We start from the raw sequence: 15,599 nt of genomic DNA on the forward strand, positions 1-15,599 counted from the left end.
GGGGGGTGGCAATCATTGGAACGAAAAGAGACCCTAAGCTATTAATTGATGACAATGTTGTTTTATAGATTGCCAGGTATTATCCCCGAGAATTTCTTCACTGATCTTGCTCATTGACAAAAAACAACTTGCAGGTGCCATAAGTTCCACTGTTTTAAACATCAATACACGCTCGTCAAAGTTCATAGCCGGCAAATGATTACTCAGCCATTTTCTACCTTCTTCAGGATCATGATAAACTTGAAATGCCATCATCATCCCACTTAATTCCGGGGCAGCAGCAATCTCCCATAAATTTTGCATAACATATTCTTCTTTATCTATATGGTAAAGATAATTGGCAATGAACCGATTAAGCGCGCGGTAAAACTCTAACCCTTGTTCCTGGCGTTTCGGGTAATGGTTTGTTAATAACTGAATATGAGCAAAATTTTCTTCCAGATTTAATAATTCTTTTTTTAATTCTTCATGTTCATTATCCAAAGTACGGGAAGCACTGGGCATTTTTCTGCGTAATAATGGATGGATAAAAATGTCTTCGTGATCAGCATGACTGCGTATACCTGTTAAAAAAACAGCAAGCTCTTCGGCAAGTGGCAATAGCTTTTCCGGCTCATTATAATTAATATCACCTGCATGCATTGCAAGATTGAACATTTGCTTCCGTTGACACTGATGTACATAGGTATAAAAATCAATTCTCATGGGTCTTCCTATCTTAAATTTAAATAATATCGACGTTCCTCTGGCGGAAACTTTTCAATTGCATACCTTAAAGTAGTGCGGGAAAAGCGGGCATGATGTAGCTCAAGAAATTGCTTTAACGCCAAAATATTTCGCTTACCAACTTCTCGTAACATCCAACCTGTTGCTTTGTGAATCAAGTCTTCCTGATCTAAAAGCAAAATTTCAGCAAGTTTAAGAGTATGATCAATTTCATTGTGACGGATGAACCACCAGGTTGAGATAATAGCAATGCGCCTATCCCATATGTTCTTAGAATGAACTAATGTGTAGAGTAATGTTTTTTCACGGTTTAAAAGATAAGGACCAACAACATAGGGAGCGACCCCATCTACCCCATCCCAATCACGAATAGTGTGTCGATGTTCAATGTAAAAATTAAAAAGATTTAGTTGCTCTTTTTCATCCGCCTTTTTGAACTTTAAGCATAGGATGATATACGCAATAGAGCGTTCATCATGGACATCAGAACTCATAAGTTCAAGAAGATTAGTTAATGAAAGAGTAATGAATTGCTTTGCTATCTGGCGCAGCAAAGCTGTCGAAACCCCCAAAAATATATCTTCTTGGGAATTTTTAAAAAATTTACGTATATTGAGCGCGCTCGATTTATTTTCGTGCTCGAGTAGCTGCTTTTTTAGAACAATTAATTCACACATTTTTTTTTATCTTCAAATGAATAAGCCTACATCGTATCAAAAAGAAAAATTAGTTATTGGAAAAACCCGACAATTGCCATGGAGCAGGTGTTTTTCTGTATAGGATTTGAAATCATTAATAATAGGAGACTGATCATAATAGTAAAGATTGAACGTCCTTGATTAAAAAATACCAATACGTCTTGAAAATGAGTTAATGCTGAAAATTTCTTTAGGGTTAACCCAATACGCTGTAAGTTGCGTTCTAAAAGTCCAGACAACTTAATTAAATCACTTATTTTGACGCTAGAACCTTGTTTCTATAACAATAGGCTCTAGCAGTCCTACCTGGAAGCGTCCAAGATTCCAAGTAGGATTCTTTGCAGAGGGCAGGGCACGGCTCTGTAGAGACTTCCACAAGCCTTGCGTGAAAAGTTTTTATTTACCTCTCTCAAATCGCAGACTTGAAAGAGTCCCCCCCGATAAAATTAACCACCTCGGCTGCCTCAAAGCGAGTAAATGGCTTGGAGATAAAACCACTTATATAAGCATCTTTCGCCTGCTCATAAAATTGCGCCTCGCTATGAATACTAAGGACAATAATAGGCGTATCTTTGTTGTGTGTGCTTTCGGTTTTAATTAATTTTGCAACCTCGAAACCATTCTCACCGGGGTATAGGCCTAGATCCATTAGAACTGCATCGTAGGGAACGGTATTGCATTTTTCGATCGCGCTGTCACCATCCGCGGCAATATCGACCACACAATCCAGATCTGTCAAATGTTGTTTAGCAACTACCTGAGCAGGCTGAGAATCCTCTACTACCAATATGCGATAGGGTTTATTCATCTTAATTTCCTAACTATATCCATGGCTAAAACATTTGATGGTCGCGCTCTTGCTGCTTAATTTTTAGCCTTCCATAGCGCACAGCTTTTGCTTAATTATAAGCCATACAGAGCTATTTATGCCACATCGCGGCGCATAAATTCAAAGTGTAGTCCAAATTTAAAAAAAATGTTTCAATTTTTTGCTCATAACCAGTTAGAGTGACCCAGAATAGTAAAGCGAACTATGGAGCAATAGACTCTCTAACTCATGTCAGTTATTGCCTGCTCCTAATAACAGGGGAAAAACCTTAGGATATTTCTGTCAAACGTGGTGAGCAATGCCTCATGCAGAGCTATTTTCGATTGCTATTATTGACTGGACCTAATGTACCAGATCCGGTACACACCCTTGCACCATTCTCAATTCTACAAGAGAATTCGGTTTGGGTTTGCGGGCTACCTCCACTCACTCCTTTTAACTCTTCCTGGGCAATTTTTTTGACTTTCTTGGCGGATACCTTTTTTGTGGGTTTCATTTGAATTCTCCAATCTGGCAATATTTTAATCATAGGTAAGGATTGAACCATTTACCAGCTTGGCTGGACGTATAAAAAATAACCTGTTGATCGCTCTAGAATAATTTTTACGCAGGCACTCACCATTCCCGTCTTAGTACTTTCAGCAGGATAAAGTTAATGTTACGCTCTAAAGCAACACACTAGACCCCGCTTATTTTTCAAGGACTGATTGATGGACTACCAATTAACCAATAAGACAGCGCTTGTGACCGGTTCAACGGCAGGCATTGGATTTGCCATTGCTCAATTACTGGTACAGGAAGGAGCAACCGTTGCGATTAATGGTCGAACGCAGCAAAGGGTAGATGAGGCTATTCAAAAAATAAAATTGGCCTGTCCCAAAGCCAAACTCATTGCCCTTCCCGCGGATTTAAGTCTAAAGCAGGATTTTGAAACCATTTTTCACCAATTACCAACCCTGGATATCCTGGTCAATAATTTTGGTATCTATGAGGCGAAACCATTTGGTGATATTTCTGATGAGGATTGGCAACGGTTCTTTGACGTAAATGTGATGAGTGGCGTACGTCTTAGCCGTCATTACCTCCCTGATATGTTTAAAAGAGACTGGGGAAGAATCATTTTTGTTTCCAGTGAATCAGGCTTACAAATTCCTGCCGAAATGATTCACTATGGCATGACAAAAACAGCCCAACTGTCTATCGCGCGTGGCCTGGCGGAAACAACAGTTGGCACCCATGTTACTGTTAATTCTGTATTACCCGGCCCGACAAGCAGTGAGGGGATCACGCAATTTGTGGCAAACATTGCAAAAGAAGAAAACAAAAAACCGGAGCAAATTGAAAAAGAAGTCTTTACTTCTTTACGGCCAACCTCGCTACTCAAGCGTTTCATTACCCCCGATGAAATCGCCGCGATGGTCGCATTTTTATGCAGCCCCCTATCTGCAGCGACTAATGGCGCTGCAATACGGGTTGATGGGGGTATTGTGCGGTCAATTGCCTGATTTTAAGCGGCATAGCCCTCTGTTCTTAGCTAGGTTCTCGGATTTCTTGGGTTTCTTGGAAGCCCATGAAATCTGGGATCCGAAAGGTCTTGGTCTTGTAAACTCTCTCCAGTACCGAGGTTGCCTGCACGACCTCCAGAAATATTCTTCAGATCCTCTTTTTTAACCGATTTTTTCGCTTTATTTTTTGAAGATTCTTTGGAAGACTGCTTCATGATTATGTCCTATAACAAAGAAAATATTCCCTAAGTATAGTTTAAGCAACAGCATACAACTGGAGTGCCCTCAAATACCGATTTAATTTCTTCATTATTAGCCTTGTAAAAAAAGCGCGTACCTATTCCCATAAGTAAAAAAACAAGATATAATGTTTAAAAATTAAACAATCTGGAGAATTAACATGCCGTCTACAACTAAACCCAACTATGTGGAAACCGATATTTTACCCGATGTTGATAATCCAGGATATGGCAGATTTCGTGAGCACGTTTTCTTTGGCGCTGCACGCACTCATTTGGGAATGTCAACTCCAAATCCAGATGCAGGTCTAACTCGTATCAGCCAAGGTTTGAATGATCCTGCCGTTCAACAACAAGTCACTAATAAACTAGAAATCGTAGCCCGAAATCAGGAAACTGCTGAGGCATTAGAAGATGTTCTTCCTCCAGAGCTTATCTCCGTGGTGAACAAGTTTTAATTTATCGTGGGGTAACGCGCAAGAAGTGCATCCACGCACCTATTGCGCGTTACCAGTCTTATTCCAAAACTGGTCAATGTCATTTTAATTGTCTGTTGGCATACCAGCCATATAATAAATAGCTGCTGCTATCGCTTCATCAGAGCAATTCTTATTCGATGCATCGGCTTCTTTACATAAGCCGCCATGAGGCATTAATCCTTTTCCAGTGCCTACTTTATAGAGTAAGTAATCGATCGCTGTTTTAAATCGGGTCGGGTTATTCTTCGACTCCATGATTGCCTTATTAAATCGGATAGCCCATGCCTGTTTATTGAAGGCAGCCGGAGCATGCATCCCCGGAGCAAAACGAGGATCATGACAAGTTTGGCATGTCATTTCATAAGTCTTTTTACCTAAATCACTGGCTATGAGGGTGCTACTAAATGCAATGAGGAGACTAAGTAATATTGTTTTCATTGGAAATCCCTGTATAAATTAATAACAATCCATAAATCCGGGTTACTTTTCAATTTTAACAATTAACGATTGAAAAATCTTATTGGATTTTAGAATACCTACACTATAATCAAATCAATATTAACCGGGATTACATAATAAGATAAAACCCGCTTATGAGTAACATCTCTACTAACCTTGACTCTTTGATTCATGACGCCACATTGTATCTCAATGAGACAAAGTCTATTCTCGGTAAACTTCCTCAAATAGCAACGGACGATGAGGATTCTTCGGATGGTGAAAAAATTCTTACCATTCAATTAATCCTGCAATACCGTTTAAGCGGTGAAGATGCCTTGAGCTTTTTGTTAAAAATAGATCAAAATTTGCTTTATTTACTCGGAATTCAGCCTCAGCATTCGGCTAAAATGAATATCGATCGCTTGGCTTATGCGGTAGGAAATGAAGATTTAAGACAACTCTTAACGATTTTAGGAACATTAGCGTCTTCCCTCTCCAAGATTATTGCTCGTTATAAAAGCAGCCATACCTCTTTTTCATTCAAAGACAAAAAGCCTCAAAAACAGCACATGATGACAAAGGCCTTGGCTCAACTCCTTGACAAACAAAAGCAATTCTTAGATGTCTTGCAGAAGCTGAATTTAGAAACAGAACACCTTTTAAAACTGCAAGCTTCAGGGCCTATTTTGGATCACATTGCCGCCCTAAGAGGACCCATTTCACAGTTTTCCAAAGACATCATTGATGGTCTTGAGCAGGCAAAACAGCTCTATCATCAAGTTAATAAAACCCCTTTGCTAGACTATCAACTTGATGCTTTACTAAAAAAAACTGAACAAGTGCTTCATTCAATGCCAAGTCCCTATAATCCCCATCCGCATTACCCCATCAAACAGTTTGATCATCCAATCACCTCTGAGCAACTTGAACAACGAGCTGCGGCAAAACGATTAAGGCCTTTCTTTGGGTAACGAATTAAAATGGATAGGATAGGATAGGATAGGTCAGGCCACCTTAATGATGACCTTCGTATTCTACTAAACTCTCATCTTGAGTATTATCTTGAAATTGAGAGGAATCCCATTTCCAGTTTCTAATTTCCGGTAAATCTTGTCCATGCTGTCTGATGTACTGTTGGTGCTCTAACAATTTTATTTTAGTATTCTCAACCAGTTTTTGTTCTTCGCTACCTGAATGGGGTAACTGGTTAAGCACTTCCAGAACCAGGTGGAAACGATCCAATTCATTTAATACCGTCATATCAAAAGGAGTAGTAATAGTCCCTTCCTCTCTATATCCTTTAACCTGTATATTTTTATGGCCGGATCGGTTACTGGTCAGACGATGGATGAGCCATGGGTAGCCATGATACGCAAAAATGATTGGTTTATCCTGAGAAAACAACCGATCAAACTCTTCGTCACTTAGGCCATGCGGGTGTTCATGGGCCGGTTGCAATTTCATTAAATCAACCACGTTAATCACGCGAATTTTTATATGAGGTAATTCAGCACGTAAAATAGAAACGGCAGCCAAGGTCTCAAGGGTAGGAACATCGCCTGCACAGGCCATGATGACATCAGGGGATGTCCCTTTATCATGACTTGCCCATTCCCAAATCCCTATTCCATTAGCGCAATGCTGTTTTGCTTCTTCTATTGAAAGCCACTGCGGCGCGGGGTGTTTTCCGGCAATAACCACATTGACAGAATGTTTACTCTCCAAACAGTGATGCATAACAGACAACAAGCAATTGGCATCGGGAGGGAGATAGGCACGTATTATTTCTGCTTTCTTGTTGACGATATGGTCGATAAACCCAGGATCTTGATGTGAAAACCCGTTGTGATCTTGTCGCCAAACATGGGAGGTGAGTAAGTAATTTAATGAAGCAATTTTTTTACGCCAGGGAATCGTTGATGTGACCTTTAGCCATTTGGCGTGTTGATTAAACATGGAACTAATAATATGAATAAATGCCTCATAACAATTAAAAAGGCCATGGCGCCCTGTCAATAAGTAACCTTCTAACCAGCCTTCACATTGATGCTCGCTCAATACTTCAAGCACCCTGCCTTGCGACGCTAAAAAGCTGTCAGTGGGGACAATCTGGGTATCCCATTGCCGATTCGTTGCCTCAAATACAGCTTCTAATCCATTGGATATGGTTTCATCCGGCCCAAATACACGAAAATTTTTTGTATTTAACTGGATTATATCTCTGATATAGGGTCCCAAAACATGGGTATCCCCTATCCCCTGCATACCGCGCCTGCACAACTGAACCGAGTAGTTCTCAATTGCAGGTAATTGGAGTGGCTGTAATAATAATCCGCCATTTGCATGAGGACTTGCACTCATCCGTTTTTCATTTTCGGGCGCCAGGGCACTTAACTCATTGAGTAGTCGACCCTGCTCATCAAACAGCGTCTCTGGTTGATAACTTCTAAGCCAATGCTCCAGGATGTTTAGATGTTCTATATTGCTTGAGCAATTAGCAACCGGTACTTGATGGGAACGGAATGTCCCCTCAATGGGTATACCATCAACCACCTTAGGGGCAGTCCAACCCTTAGGCGTTTTTAAAATAATCATGGGCCAGCGCAGGCGTTGGGTATTGTTGTTAGAGCGCGCATCGTGCTGCATACCCTTAATCTGCTCAATGACCGTTGCAAGGACGGTTGCCATCTTCTCATGCATCAGGAGAGGTTCATCGCCTTCGACCCAGTAAGGCTCCCACCCATAGCCGTAAAATAATTGCTCTAATTCCTCTTTCGTAATACGGGCTAAAATCGTTGGATTAGCTATTTTATAGCCGTTTAAATGAAGGATAGGCAACACAGCACCATCCGTTACCGGGCATAAAAATTTATTGGAATGCCACGCCGTGGCAAGTGGTCCGGTCTCTGCTTCCCCATCGCCAATCACACAAGCAGCAATTAAATTTGGGTTATCAAATACCGCACCAAAAGCATGGCTTAACGAGTATCCCAATTCGCCGCCTTCATGGATAGAACCAGGACATTCTGGCGATGCATGACTTGGAATCCCACCGGGAAAAGAAAACTGGGCGAACAATTGACGCAAACCGTTTTCGTCTTGAGTAATAGCCGGGTATATTTCGCTATAAGTTCCTTCAAGGTAAGCGTTGGCGACCACTGCAGGGCCACCATGCCCTGGACCAGAGATATAGATCATATTCAGATCATATTTCTTAATGACGTGGTTTAGATGGGCATAAATAAAGTTTTGTCCTGGCGTTGTTCCCCAATGCCCTAATAGCCTGGGCTTAATATCTGAGAAAGCCAAAGGACGTTTCAGCAGTGGATTGTCGCGTAAATAAATTTGCCCGACTGACAAGTAATTCGCTGCCCGCCAATAACCATCTATTTTATTCAGTATTTCTTGATTCATTGTTTCTTTTCGTTTTTAAAATAAGCCCATTGAATGAGCGGGTATAAAGCTAATAGGGTGTGAATTATATCGAAACACTCGATAAAAAGTCTTGAATCCTTAGCAAAGTTGAATCGATATTCTGATTTTAGTTATATTAACGCATAATAAGTCGAAAGGTTATTTAATTTATGAATACTGTAGAAGTAATGGCGCCCCCAACCATTGGTGTTTACCTGGGATCAAGTATGGGAAACAACCCCTCTTTTAAAAACGCCGTTATCTCTCTAGGCAAAGGAATTGCCGAATGTGGATATACCCTCGTATACGGCGGAGGAGGAACGGGTTTAATGGGACTTCTTGCTGAAACCGTTAAAACGTTTGGTGGAAGCGTGATTGGGATAACGACGGAGCACCTTGCCAAAATAGAACCACCCAGTGATTTTTTAGATGAATTACATATCGTGGGCTCCATGTATGAGCGAAAACGTTTAATCCATGAAAAATCAGCGCGTTTTATCGCAATGCCGGGAGGGATTGGGACATTCGATGAACTATTCGAAACCTGGTGCGCCATCAAAATAGGTGTCATTAAAAAGCCTCTTGGCTTGGTCAATATAGAAGGGTATTTTAACTCCATGATCCAGTTTGTAACGTCCTGTAGTACTGATTATAACTTTATCAATGGACAAGACATTAAAATTCCAACCATCTATGATGAGATTTCGGTCTGTATAGAACATTTAAAAGAAGGGCGACAAGGTAACTTGTTTGACGTTTCTACCGAGGTAAATTCCGATCATACCAATAACAGATATAACTATTCTGTTGAAACGTTTGAGATAAGTTAACTTTTTATCGCAGGCAAGTTGATTAAGGTCGCTATACCCTAAGTGCTTTAAACCTGCTTTTTTGCTAACTACCCTGAAAATTTGTAAGACATCTCTTACAAAATCTACTTACTATGTCTTAATGACGCACACGGAGAATTAAGCCATACTTATCTTATTGGGGAGTTGCAAATAGCAGGACAGGATGTCCTTAAAAAGGGAATCAACACAAGGATGTGTTGGCCACAGGAAGTGGAATTTGCAACTTACCAAATTAATCTATTTTTCTTCCAGCCACAGCTCCGCATTGATTATTCCAAACTACAACCGACAATAATTGCGCTCGTATATTTCTTAATTTTTGAAAAATGGATTGCCGATGCTGCGTGGCTTTTCTCGTATGGATACCTTTGGACGCTGCAATTTGCTTAAGCCCGCTCTATCTTTTCGGTAAGTTACTCTGGCCTTATAATTTAAAATGTCTACTCATTAAGGCCTCGAGGTCGTCTGTTGAAGTCGTTGATTTAGATTCTTTCACTTCACTATCTATTCCACTTGCGTTAATTTTTTTAATATCCTTCGCCATCTGAACATTGCTGGCAAGAAATCTGCAAACCTCTGAGGTTCCCCCCAAGCAACTTTCTTTGGGAAGTTTCAATATCGTGCTAAAAGAGCTTCCCAATCCAACCGATTTGAGCGTCTCTTTAACCCCGGGATAGGCGTCAATTGCGTCCTTCTCTGCCTGGGGCAAATTTTCATAATATTGTTTGAATTGAGAAAAAGCCTCTCCTCTGACAAGATCCTGTAATGAAATATCCATATCACTTAAATCTTCCAACTCTTGGTGGCTATATTTAGCTCGAACACTGTCTTCAAAATCGGCATCCAGGCATCGCATCCCGGATCGATTATAAAGACTCATCATCTGCTCCACTGTTTCATCACTGATCACGTCAAGATATTGCTCTCTATCCTTCGTGTAGTTTTTAAAAAAATCCGCGAGATAATCACTCATGCCCTTTAATTTTTTCATATCTCTTACTGAAAAATTTTCTTTGGCGTAGAAATTATTAAGCTCATTGCATTTTTTGGTATGATCTTCAAGTTCTTCAATGGTAAATGCCCATTTTTTTCCTTGGCTATCAGTGCTTACAAAAAGAGAGCTCGATGGTATCGTGTCTACGCCTGTACCATCTAACGTTCTGGGTTAGAGACGGTTATTCTTTTACCTTTGTACTTAATTTTTTGCATAGATGCACCATAAAAACGTATTTTACTTAATTATAGGTCTTGATGATTTCAAATCAACCACGATAATAGAAGAAAGCCCCCGCACATTGCGGTTTAATGGGTGCACTACAAAAACTCAAAAGGCTACAATTGCCCTCTATTAGGCTCCGAAACCCAAGGCTCCTGTACTGGGTGGGTGGGGATTTTGCTGTTGATAGAGGAGGAGACGGCTCGGTCGCCACATTCGAGTCGGTACCGTCGCCCGTCTGCGTTTGGAAACCTTAGGTCGAATAAAAAACTTCAAACTTGCAGAGCTTATGCAGCAAGTAGCCTGGGTGAAACGAAGTGAAACCCGGGTTACAGTCCTGCAGACCTTCACTCAGACTACATTGACTCGTTTGTTGTTTCGTCAGGAGAACCACGTTTTGTAAGATATTAGGCTGGCTCTTGCACGCTTCTAAAAGTGGCACAATCCCCCCTATTGAAGAGCCAACCCGCTTGCTTTTATTTGCATCGTAATTTATTTTGTACCTAGTAATAGGGCCCGTTTCATAAGATAAAAAAGCCCCCTTAAGGGATTAACCATGTCTATTTTTCGCCACTTTGGGCTCAATATTATAAACGCCTTCCATTCCTTTATTCTTGTTTTTCGCTTTCTGGGCCACTTACTTTATAGCCTTGCCCGCATCCTTTCGGGTAAGGTATCTGTCGGTTGGCCTAATACCATGGAGTTTATGTATTATGCAGGAGTGCGTCCTATCCCTTCATTAGTTCTTATTTGCTTAATAATAGGTATAACCGTTTCACAAGCCGTTTATTTTCTCTTACAACCCTTTAACATGCACCAAAGAATTTTACCTACTGTGCAAAATGTTTTAACGCATGAAATATTACCTATAGTGATTGGTTTTATTTTATGTATCCAAATGGCTTTGCATTTGATCAACACTCGTTTAGAAGAGAACCATAGAAATCCGGCGGATTTTATTCTTACTCATGTATGGCCAATTATTATCGGTATGAATATGACGTCATTAATCCTCTATATTTACCTTGTTTCATCCATTTTTCTCAGTTCTTATATTAGTTTTCATTTTTTATTTGGGTATACAAATAATGAATTTTTGATCCATATCCTAAATTCTACGACAACATTTGATCTGGTTTATTCATTCGGTAAAACATTAATTTTATGTATTATTGTTGGGTTTTCTGCCAGTTATTATTATTACGAAACAGCCGTTAAAAATATCCATTTGAGAAAAGCCATCTCTCGAATTCTAACACGTAGCTCATTCTGGTTAATCATAGCCAGCATGTACATCACCTACACCTTTCAAGGATAAGAATGCAACAAGACCGAGTCTACACATTAGTTGGTTTTTTGGGGGCTGGGGCCCTGTGTTTACTACTCTTAGGAAGTGTGTTTTTTTATACCGAGCATAAACGTGCTCAAGCCCAAACTTTTGTTATGTTTTTTAATGGATCTCTAAAAGGATTGGTAATTAATTCTCCGGTGACCTATCTAGGAGTGAAAATAGGTGAGGTTAACTTTATTGAACTTACTGAAGATAAAAAGAGAAATAAAGTCCGTATCCCAATTTATGTGCGATTTTTTGTTAACAGGAACTACAGTTTTAGCCAAGACCCAGTTCACCTACTGATTAATGATGGGTATGTAGCAAACATTGGCAAACCCAACTTGTTAACTGGTGTTGCTGAAATTGAATTAATTCCGTCAGATTCTTCCAGACAATTCAAACAAACCTATTACCAGGATTATCCTATTTTCCCGACTTATAATAAAGTTGAACCCTATACATCCATGGAAGAAGTGTTCGAGGCCGCTAAAAAGACGTTTGAAGATATTAGCGAATTAGTCCGCTCAAAAGAAATCAAAACCACCTTGGAATCCTTACAAAAAATGTCGGATAGCTTAGATATCTTAGTGTCTAGCCTAAATCAGAATGTCCCCGGTGTTGTGACCTCTTTGAATCAAAGTTTAAAACAAATTACTGCTGCAGCTTACTCCACTCAAAACCTAACTGATTACTTGTCCCGATATCCGGAATCTTTGCTCCGTGGTAAGCAATAAAATGAGGAGCTTATTTTCCCTATTCTGGTGCATCAGCAAAAAAAACTCTTTAAATAGAAGGCTCCATTGCTTTTGTGCTTTTATCCATTATCTATTTATGAATGACTATCGCGCATCCAATCTAAGTGATGATAACCGTAGAAAGATACCCTTAAAGAGCAACCTAATACTACTCACCACTCTAATCCTCTGCGGATGTGGTAAAAGTAAAGAATCACAGTTTTATATCCTAACCCCACTCCCCCCTCAAAAAAATCACCATTTCTATAATCAGGTACAGATAGGTATTGATAGCGTAACTATTCCTGATTACATAAAGAAAAAACAATTAATGATTAATCAATCTCCAAATCACTTAAATATTGAAGAATTCCATCAATGGGCCGGGTCTTTGGATAAAAATATAACCCTTGTCTTAACCACCAATCTTTCTACATTAATACCTGGAGCTATCGTTCAAAGCGCGCCATTGGATACTAAATTTCACCCCGATTATCATCTTCAAGTCGATATTTCACAATTTGAAATTGATATTCATGGCACAAGTATCTTAAGAGCTGAATACATTATTTATCGACAGGAAAAACTAATCCATAAAGGAAATGCTTACTATCGTATTAGAATTCCAGTCGTCACAACTGAAGCACTGGTAAAAAGTATGAATACCAATCTAACTAGTTTATCAATAAAAATAGCTCATTCTTTTATTAAAAATAATAAGTGACGCCCCTACAGTTTTTTTGATTCTAGTTAGCAAGTAGCCTGGGTGCATCGAAGCAAAATTGGGAGTATGGGCCTAGAGTAACTGCATTTCATAATGTACTGACGGAGCAAAAAGTGAGGGCTTGTATTTTGAATTAGTGTCAACTAGAAGCCAAAATTCAAGCCCTGCGTCCTATTTATGCTTGTTACTAACATTTATTACTACTTATTTTTCATAATCAAATGATAATCATAGAAAACCCGCTTTAATGTAGGGCGGCGTTTTTCACGTTTTAACGACTTTATCAAATGATTGGCCGCTAAAACTTCTCTTTTTTTAGCATCCAATTGATCCTGGAGTTGTTCTTGCCTCCGGAGGAAGATATGCTGCATTTCACCAATCTCCTCAACCAATCGGCTATTTTCATTCAACGTTTGGTGAAGGTCTTTTTCTAACTGTGTTTTATCATGAGTTAATTCATGGACATAGGAATCAGTAACAAACAATTTATTTTCAATTTCTTGCAGCGAATGAAGAATATAATTACCGAGTGGAATGGTTTGATTGGAGAGGTGATTCAGAGAATCACTGTATATTTCCAACTCTTTAGCTAAACATTGCAGGGATATAATGGCTTGTTGTAACTTATTGCCGTCTGGGCTTAGCTCCGTAAGAGAGGGTGAAAGAATATCTCTTCTTAATTCAGAGTCTTGCTGTTGCTCCCACCATTCATAGAGATGCTTTATGGCAGCATCACGGTTTATCTTGGCTTTTGAACAAATTTCTTTTACATCTGGAATATTTTTTTTGCCATTTTGCTTAAAAAGCTCATTGATTATTTCTAGAACATGAGCTGCTACTGATTTATCATTGTTTTTCATATCAAACTCCTCCTATTTAAAAAGCAGGCACTGCATTCAAACAACAATTCGTCCAGCGAGTCGGCATTTTACGAAGAACAACGCCTGATGCATCAAAACACCATCGACCTAAAGCGTCTATCCATGGCAGCACAGAGTGCAGTTTTTATTCACCCCCTCTAACTCGTTGCAACACTGTTTAAGGATTATGTTTGTTCAGGTTGACTCTTCGAGTCCCAAGTTTTTTTGCTCATGCTTTCCTGAACTGACGCTAAGCTATAACTGATATGATTTCTCTAGCCAAAAACATAGTTCCCCGAAGGAAATCAAAGCGTTAATAGCAATATTTTCTACTCATTTCCAAACTCCTTTTATACTGTCCAACCTATTTTCATCACATCGAGACAGTGTTGTCAATAAATTTGTGACACAATATATCCAAGGAAAATTTAGGCACAAATTATTTGACTTTTCTCAACCGATAAAAGAGAATGAATTTTCCAAGAGCAAAAAGGAGAAAATAATGAATAAAATTAAATTAGCACTTTTTGTATCAATATTAGTGACAGAAGTTGTCTCTGCCTCTTCATCTTGTGATAATTTTCAAATTAGATTGAAAAATAATCTCGCTGATGACTTGTGGGTAACATCCATTAACTTAAAAGGAGCAGAAATTCAGCCAGGCGCTTTTGAAAAATTAAAGCGTCAATCAGAACAAGTATTTACAATTAACCGTACTACTCAAAATTTACCAATGACAGGGGAGTTTACTCTTCATACCCTCTCCTTTCCCGCAAAAACCGTAAAGATTCAGTATACCTTGGAGGATAAGGTCGCTTTTTGCGAACATACCGACAACTCTCCGCGAGGTGATTACGCTGCAGAAAAAAGTCGTATATTGGGCGGAGTCCAGTATTCTATCAATAACCAATAGCCTTTATGAGGTCAAACCTGGCCATGCGTTTGACCTCTCTATCGATCCTTGAGCACTATTGACAAGAATAATAATCATCAAGGGATCTTTTCTTAACCAATGAATTACATCACTTATTGAAAAATAAGGATTACCAATTAGTAATTTGGCTAAAACACGAATGAGACATTGAATCTAACGTATTTGAGGAGGTTTTATGAAAGTAAAACAAGCCATTACTTATACCTTGGGGATAGTACTGACCCCCTTGTTTTATAGTGCGAATGCAGCACAATGTTCTTACGAGTTGCCTCCCAATGAACAGCTGACTCTTAACGGCAATGAAAACAGCACAAGAGAGTTAAGCTGCGAGGTAGAACATAGTGGGCAAGAAAGCGATTATTTGATAGATTTTGTCTCTGAAACAAATACAAGTTTCGTCAACAACTTAATGATGCCAGAGGGCACCATAATGAGTTTATCTTTTGCGTCGATGAATAACAATGAGTTAAGATTTGAGTTAAAACCAAAAGCCAGATTAGGCATTACCAATGACTCTGCCGATTTTATACGATTGAAATGCATCAATTCATAAAGCAGAGACGCATTAATTATTGAGTGTCGTTTTAACTATGCAGGCGGGCTTGACCCGCTTGCT

The 15,599-nt window shown here is 39.4% G+C and carries 18 protein-coding genes; 9 read left to right on the forward strand and 9 right to left on the reverse strand.

What is annotated here, in order from left to right; all coding sequences use genetic code 11:
• Positions 1-33: 33 nt before the first annotated feature.
• The 4 genes from DYC89_RS13050 to DYC89_RS13065 all read right to left on the reverse strand — a co-directional run bounded on the left by DYC89_RS13050 (position 34) and on the right by DYC89_RS13065 (position 2,749).
• Positions 34-705 carry a hemerythrin domain-containing protein gene (locus DYC89_RS13050; protein WP_115222178.1) on the reverse strand — a complete coding sequence of 224 codons (672 nt, stop codon included), beginning with the start codon at positions 703-705 and terminating at the stop codon, positions 34-36.
• Positions 706-713: 8 nt separating this feature from the next.
• Positions 714-1,403 (reverse strand): DNA alkylation repair protein, encoded by a 690-nt coding sequence (locus tag DYC89_RS13055; RefSeq protein ID WP_115222179.1) that lies wholly within the window; start codon positions 1,401-1,403, stop codon positions 714-716.
• A gap of 430 nt (positions 1,404-1,833) precedes the next feature.
• A complete protein-coding gene (locus DYC89_RS13060) occupies positions 1,834-2,232 on the reverse strand; it encodes a response regulator (protein WP_115222180.1) in 399 nt (132 codons plus the stop codon).
• A 334-nt stretch (positions 2,233-2,566) separates the two neighbouring features.
• Positions 2,567-2,749, reverse strand: coding sequence for a hypothetical protein (locus tag DYC89_RS13065; RefSeq protein WP_115222181.1), 183 nt, complete (start codon positions 2,747-2,749; stop codon positions 2,567-2,569).
• Between the two features lie 214 nt (positions 2,750-2,963).
• Between DYC89_RS13065 and DYC89_RS13070 the strand changes: the two genes are divergently transcribed.
• The gene (locus DYC89_RS13070) at positions 2,964-3,758 is read left to right on the forward strand and encodes an SDR family NAD(P)-dependent oxidoreductase (protein WP_115222182.1); all 795 of its coding nucleotides are present in this window, start codon (positions 2,964-2,966) and stop codon (positions 3,756-3,758) included.
• A gap of 29 nt (positions 3,759-3,787) precedes the next feature.
• Here the strand turns inward: DYC89_RS13070 and DYC89_RS13075 are convergent, their stop codons facing one another.
• Positions 3,788-3,973: a hypothetical protein gene (locus DYC89_RS13075; RefSeq protein ID WP_115222183.1), complete on the reverse strand. Its 186-nt coding sequence runs from the start codon at positions 3,971-3,973 to the stop codon at positions 3,788-3,790.
• Between the two features lie 185 nt (positions 3,974-4,158).
• Here DYC89_RS13075 and DYC89_RS13080 point away from each other — a divergent pair, with 185 nt between their 5' ends.
• Positions 4,159-4,455, forward strand: coding sequence for a hypothetical protein (locus tag DYC89_RS13080; RefSeq protein WP_115222184.1), 297 nt, complete (start codon positions 4,159-4,161; stop codon positions 4,453-4,455).
• Positions 4,456-4,539: 84 nt separating this feature from the next.
• Here the strand turns inward: DYC89_RS13080 and DYC89_RS13085 are convergent, their stop codons facing one another.
• Entirely contained in the window at positions 4,540-4,914 is a 375-nt protein-coding gene (locus tag DYC89_RS13085; protein ID WP_115222185.1) for a c-type cytochrome, read from the reverse strand.
• Positions 4,915-5,069: 155 nt separating this feature from the next.
• On the opposite strand from DYC89_RS13085, the gene DYC89_RS13090 reads away from it, so the two are divergent.
• Positions 5,070-5,888 carry a hypothetical protein gene (locus DYC89_RS13090; RefSeq protein WP_115222186.1) on the forward strand — a complete coding sequence of 273 codons (819 nt, stop codon included), beginning with the start codon at positions 5,070-5,072 and terminating at the stop codon, positions 5,886-5,888.
• A 43-nt stretch (positions 5,889-5,931) separates the two neighbouring features.
• On the opposite strand, the gene DYC89_RS13095 is transcribed toward DYC89_RS13090, so the two are convergent.
• On the reverse strand, positions 5,932-8,331 hold the full coding sequence (locus DYC89_RS13095; protein WP_115222187.1) for a phosphoketolase family protein: 2,400 nt from the start codon (positions 8,329-8,331) through the stop codon (positions 5,932-5,934).
• Between the two features lie 170 nt (positions 8,332-8,501).
• Here DYC89_RS13095 and DYC89_RS13100 point away from each other — a divergent pair, with 170 nt between their 5' ends.
• Positions 8,502-9,161 (forward strand): TIGR00730 family Rossman fold protein, encoded by a 660-nt coding sequence (locus DYC89_RS13100; RefSeq protein WP_115222188.1) that lies wholly within the window; start codon positions 8,502-8,504, stop codon positions 9,159-9,161.
• 445 nt (positions 9,162-9,606) lie between these two features.
• Here DYC89_RS13100 and DYC89_RS13110 read toward each other — a convergent pair whose 3' ends face one another.
• Positions 9,607-10,173 (reverse strand): hypothetical protein, encoded by a 567-nt coding sequence (locus DYC89_RS13110; protein ID WP_115222190.1) that lies wholly within the window; start codon positions 10,171-10,173, stop codon positions 9,607-9,609.
• A gap of 781 nt (positions 10,174-10,954) precedes the next feature.
• Here DYC89_RS13110 and DYC89_RS13115 point away from each other — a divergent pair.
• The 3 genes from DYC89_RS13115 to DYC89_RS13125 all read left to right on the forward strand — a co-directional run bounded on the left by DYC89_RS13115 (position 10,955) and on the right by DYC89_RS13125 (position 13,189).
• Entirely contained in the window at positions 10,955-11,716 is a 762-nt protein-coding gene (locus DYC89_RS13115; RefSeq protein ID WP_115222191.1) for an ABC transporter permease, read from the forward strand.
• A 2-nt stretch (positions 11,717-11,718) separates the two neighbouring features.
• Positions 11,719-12,465 carry an MlaD family protein gene (locus tag DYC89_RS13120; protein ID WP_115222192.1) on the forward strand — a complete coding sequence of 249 codons (747 nt, stop codon included), beginning with the start codon at positions 11,719-11,721 and terminating at the stop codon, positions 12,463-12,465.
• Between the two features lie 97 nt (positions 12,466-12,562).
• Positions 12,563-13,189 carry a PqiC family protein gene (locus tag DYC89_RS13125; RefSeq protein ID WP_115222193.1) on the forward strand — a complete coding sequence of 209 codons (627 nt, stop codon included), beginning with the start codon at positions 12,563-12,565 and terminating at the stop codon, positions 13,187-13,189.
• 200 nt (positions 13,190-13,389) lie between these two features.
• Here the strand turns inward: DYC89_RS13125 and DYC89_RS13130 are convergent, their stop codons facing one another.
• Positions 13,390-14,049 (reverse strand): hypothetical protein, encoded by a 660-nt coding sequence (locus DYC89_RS13130; protein WP_115222194.1) that lies wholly within the window; start codon positions 14,047-14,049, stop codon positions 13,390-13,392.
• Between the two features lie 502 nt (positions 14,050-14,551).
• Here DYC89_RS13130 and DYC89_RS13135 point away from each other — a divergent pair.
• Positions 14,552-14,962: a hypothetical protein gene (locus tag DYC89_RS13135; protein ID WP_115222195.1), complete on the forward strand. Its 411-nt coding sequence runs from the start codon at positions 14,552-14,554 to the stop codon at positions 14,960-14,962.
• A 196-nt stretch (positions 14,963-15,158) separates the two neighbouring features.
• Positions 15,159-15,536 carry a hypothetical protein gene (locus DYC89_RS13140; protein ID WP_115222196.1) on the forward strand — a complete coding sequence of 126 codons (378 nt, stop codon included), beginning with the start codon at positions 15,159-15,161 and terminating at the stop codon, positions 15,534-15,536.
• Positions 15,537-15,599 lie beyond the last annotated feature (63 nt).

The organism is Legionella donaldsonii, from assembly GCF_900452385.1.
Lineage (GTDB): Bacteria > Pseudomonadota > Gammaproteobacteria > Legionellales > Legionellaceae > Tatlockia > Tatlockia donaldsonii.

Coding starts and splice junctions, on each gene's coding strand:
- DYC89_RS13110 (WP_115222190.1), bottom strand. CDS start 10,173: ATGAAAAAATTAAAGGGCATGAGTGATTATCTCGCGGATTTTTTTAAA.
- DYC89_RS13095 (WP_115222187.1), bottom strand. CDS start 8,331: ATGAATCAAGAAATACTGAATAAAATAGATGGTTATTGGCGGGCAGCG.
- DYC89_RS13080 (WP_115222184.1), top strand. CDS start 4,159: ATGCCGTCTACAACTAAACCCAACTATGTGGAAACCGATATTTTACCC.
- DYC89_RS13135 (WP_115222195.1), top strand. CDS start 14,552: ATGAATAAAATTAAATTAGCACTTTTTGTATCAATATTAGTGACAGAA.
- DYC89_RS13120 (WP_115222192.1), top strand. CDS start 11,719: ATGCAACAAGACCGAGTCTACACATTAGTTGGTTTTTTGGGGGCTGGG.
- DYC89_RS13055 (WP_115222179.1), bottom strand. CDS start 1,403: ATGTGTGAATTAATTGTTCTAAAAAAGCAGCTACTCGAGCACGAAAAT.
- DYC89_RS13050 (WP_115222178.1), bottom strand. CDS start 705: ATGAGAATTGATTTTTATACCTATGTACATCAGTGTCAACGGAAGCAA.
- DYC89_RS13070 (WP_115222182.1), top strand. CDS start 2,964: ATGGACTACCAATTAACCAATAAGACAGCGCTTGTGACCGGTTCAACG.
- DYC89_RS13125 (WP_115222193.1), top strand. CDS start 12,563: ATGAATGACTATCGCGCATCCAATCTAAGTGATGATAACCGTAGAAAG.
- DYC89_RS13075 (WP_115222183.1), bottom strand. CDS start 3,973: ATGAAGCAGTCTTCCAAAGAATCTTCAAAAAATAAAGCGAAAAAATCG.
- DYC89_RS13065 (WP_115222181.1), bottom strand. CDS start 2,749: ATGAAACCCACAAAAAAGGTATCCGCCAAGAAAGTCAAAAAAATTGCC.
- DYC89_RS13085 (WP_115222185.1), bottom strand. CDS start 4,914: ATGAAAACAATATTACTTAGTCTCCTCATTGCATTTAGTAGCACCCTC.
- DYC89_RS13115 (WP_115222191.1), top strand. CDS start 10,955: ATGTCTATTTTTCGCCACTTTGGGCTCAATATTATAAACGCCTTCCAT.
- DYC89_RS13090 (WP_115222186.1), top strand. CDS start 5,070: ATGAGTAACATCTCTACTAACCTTGACTCTTTGATTCATGACGCCACA.
- DYC89_RS13060 (WP_115222180.1), bottom strand. CDS start 2,232: ATGAATAAACCCTATCGCATATTGGTAGTAGAGGATTCTCAGCCTGCT.
- DYC89_RS13100 (WP_115222188.1), top strand. CDS start 8,502: ATGAATACTGTAGAAGTAATGGCGCCCCCAACCATTGGTGTTTACCTG.
- DYC89_RS13140 (WP_115222196.1), top strand. CDS start 15,159: ATGAAAGTAAAACAAGCCATTACTTATACCTTGGGGATAGTACTGACC.
- DYC89_RS13130 (WP_115222194.1), bottom strand. CDS start 14,049: ATGAAAAACAATGATAAATCAGTAGCAGCTCATGTTCTAGAAATAATC.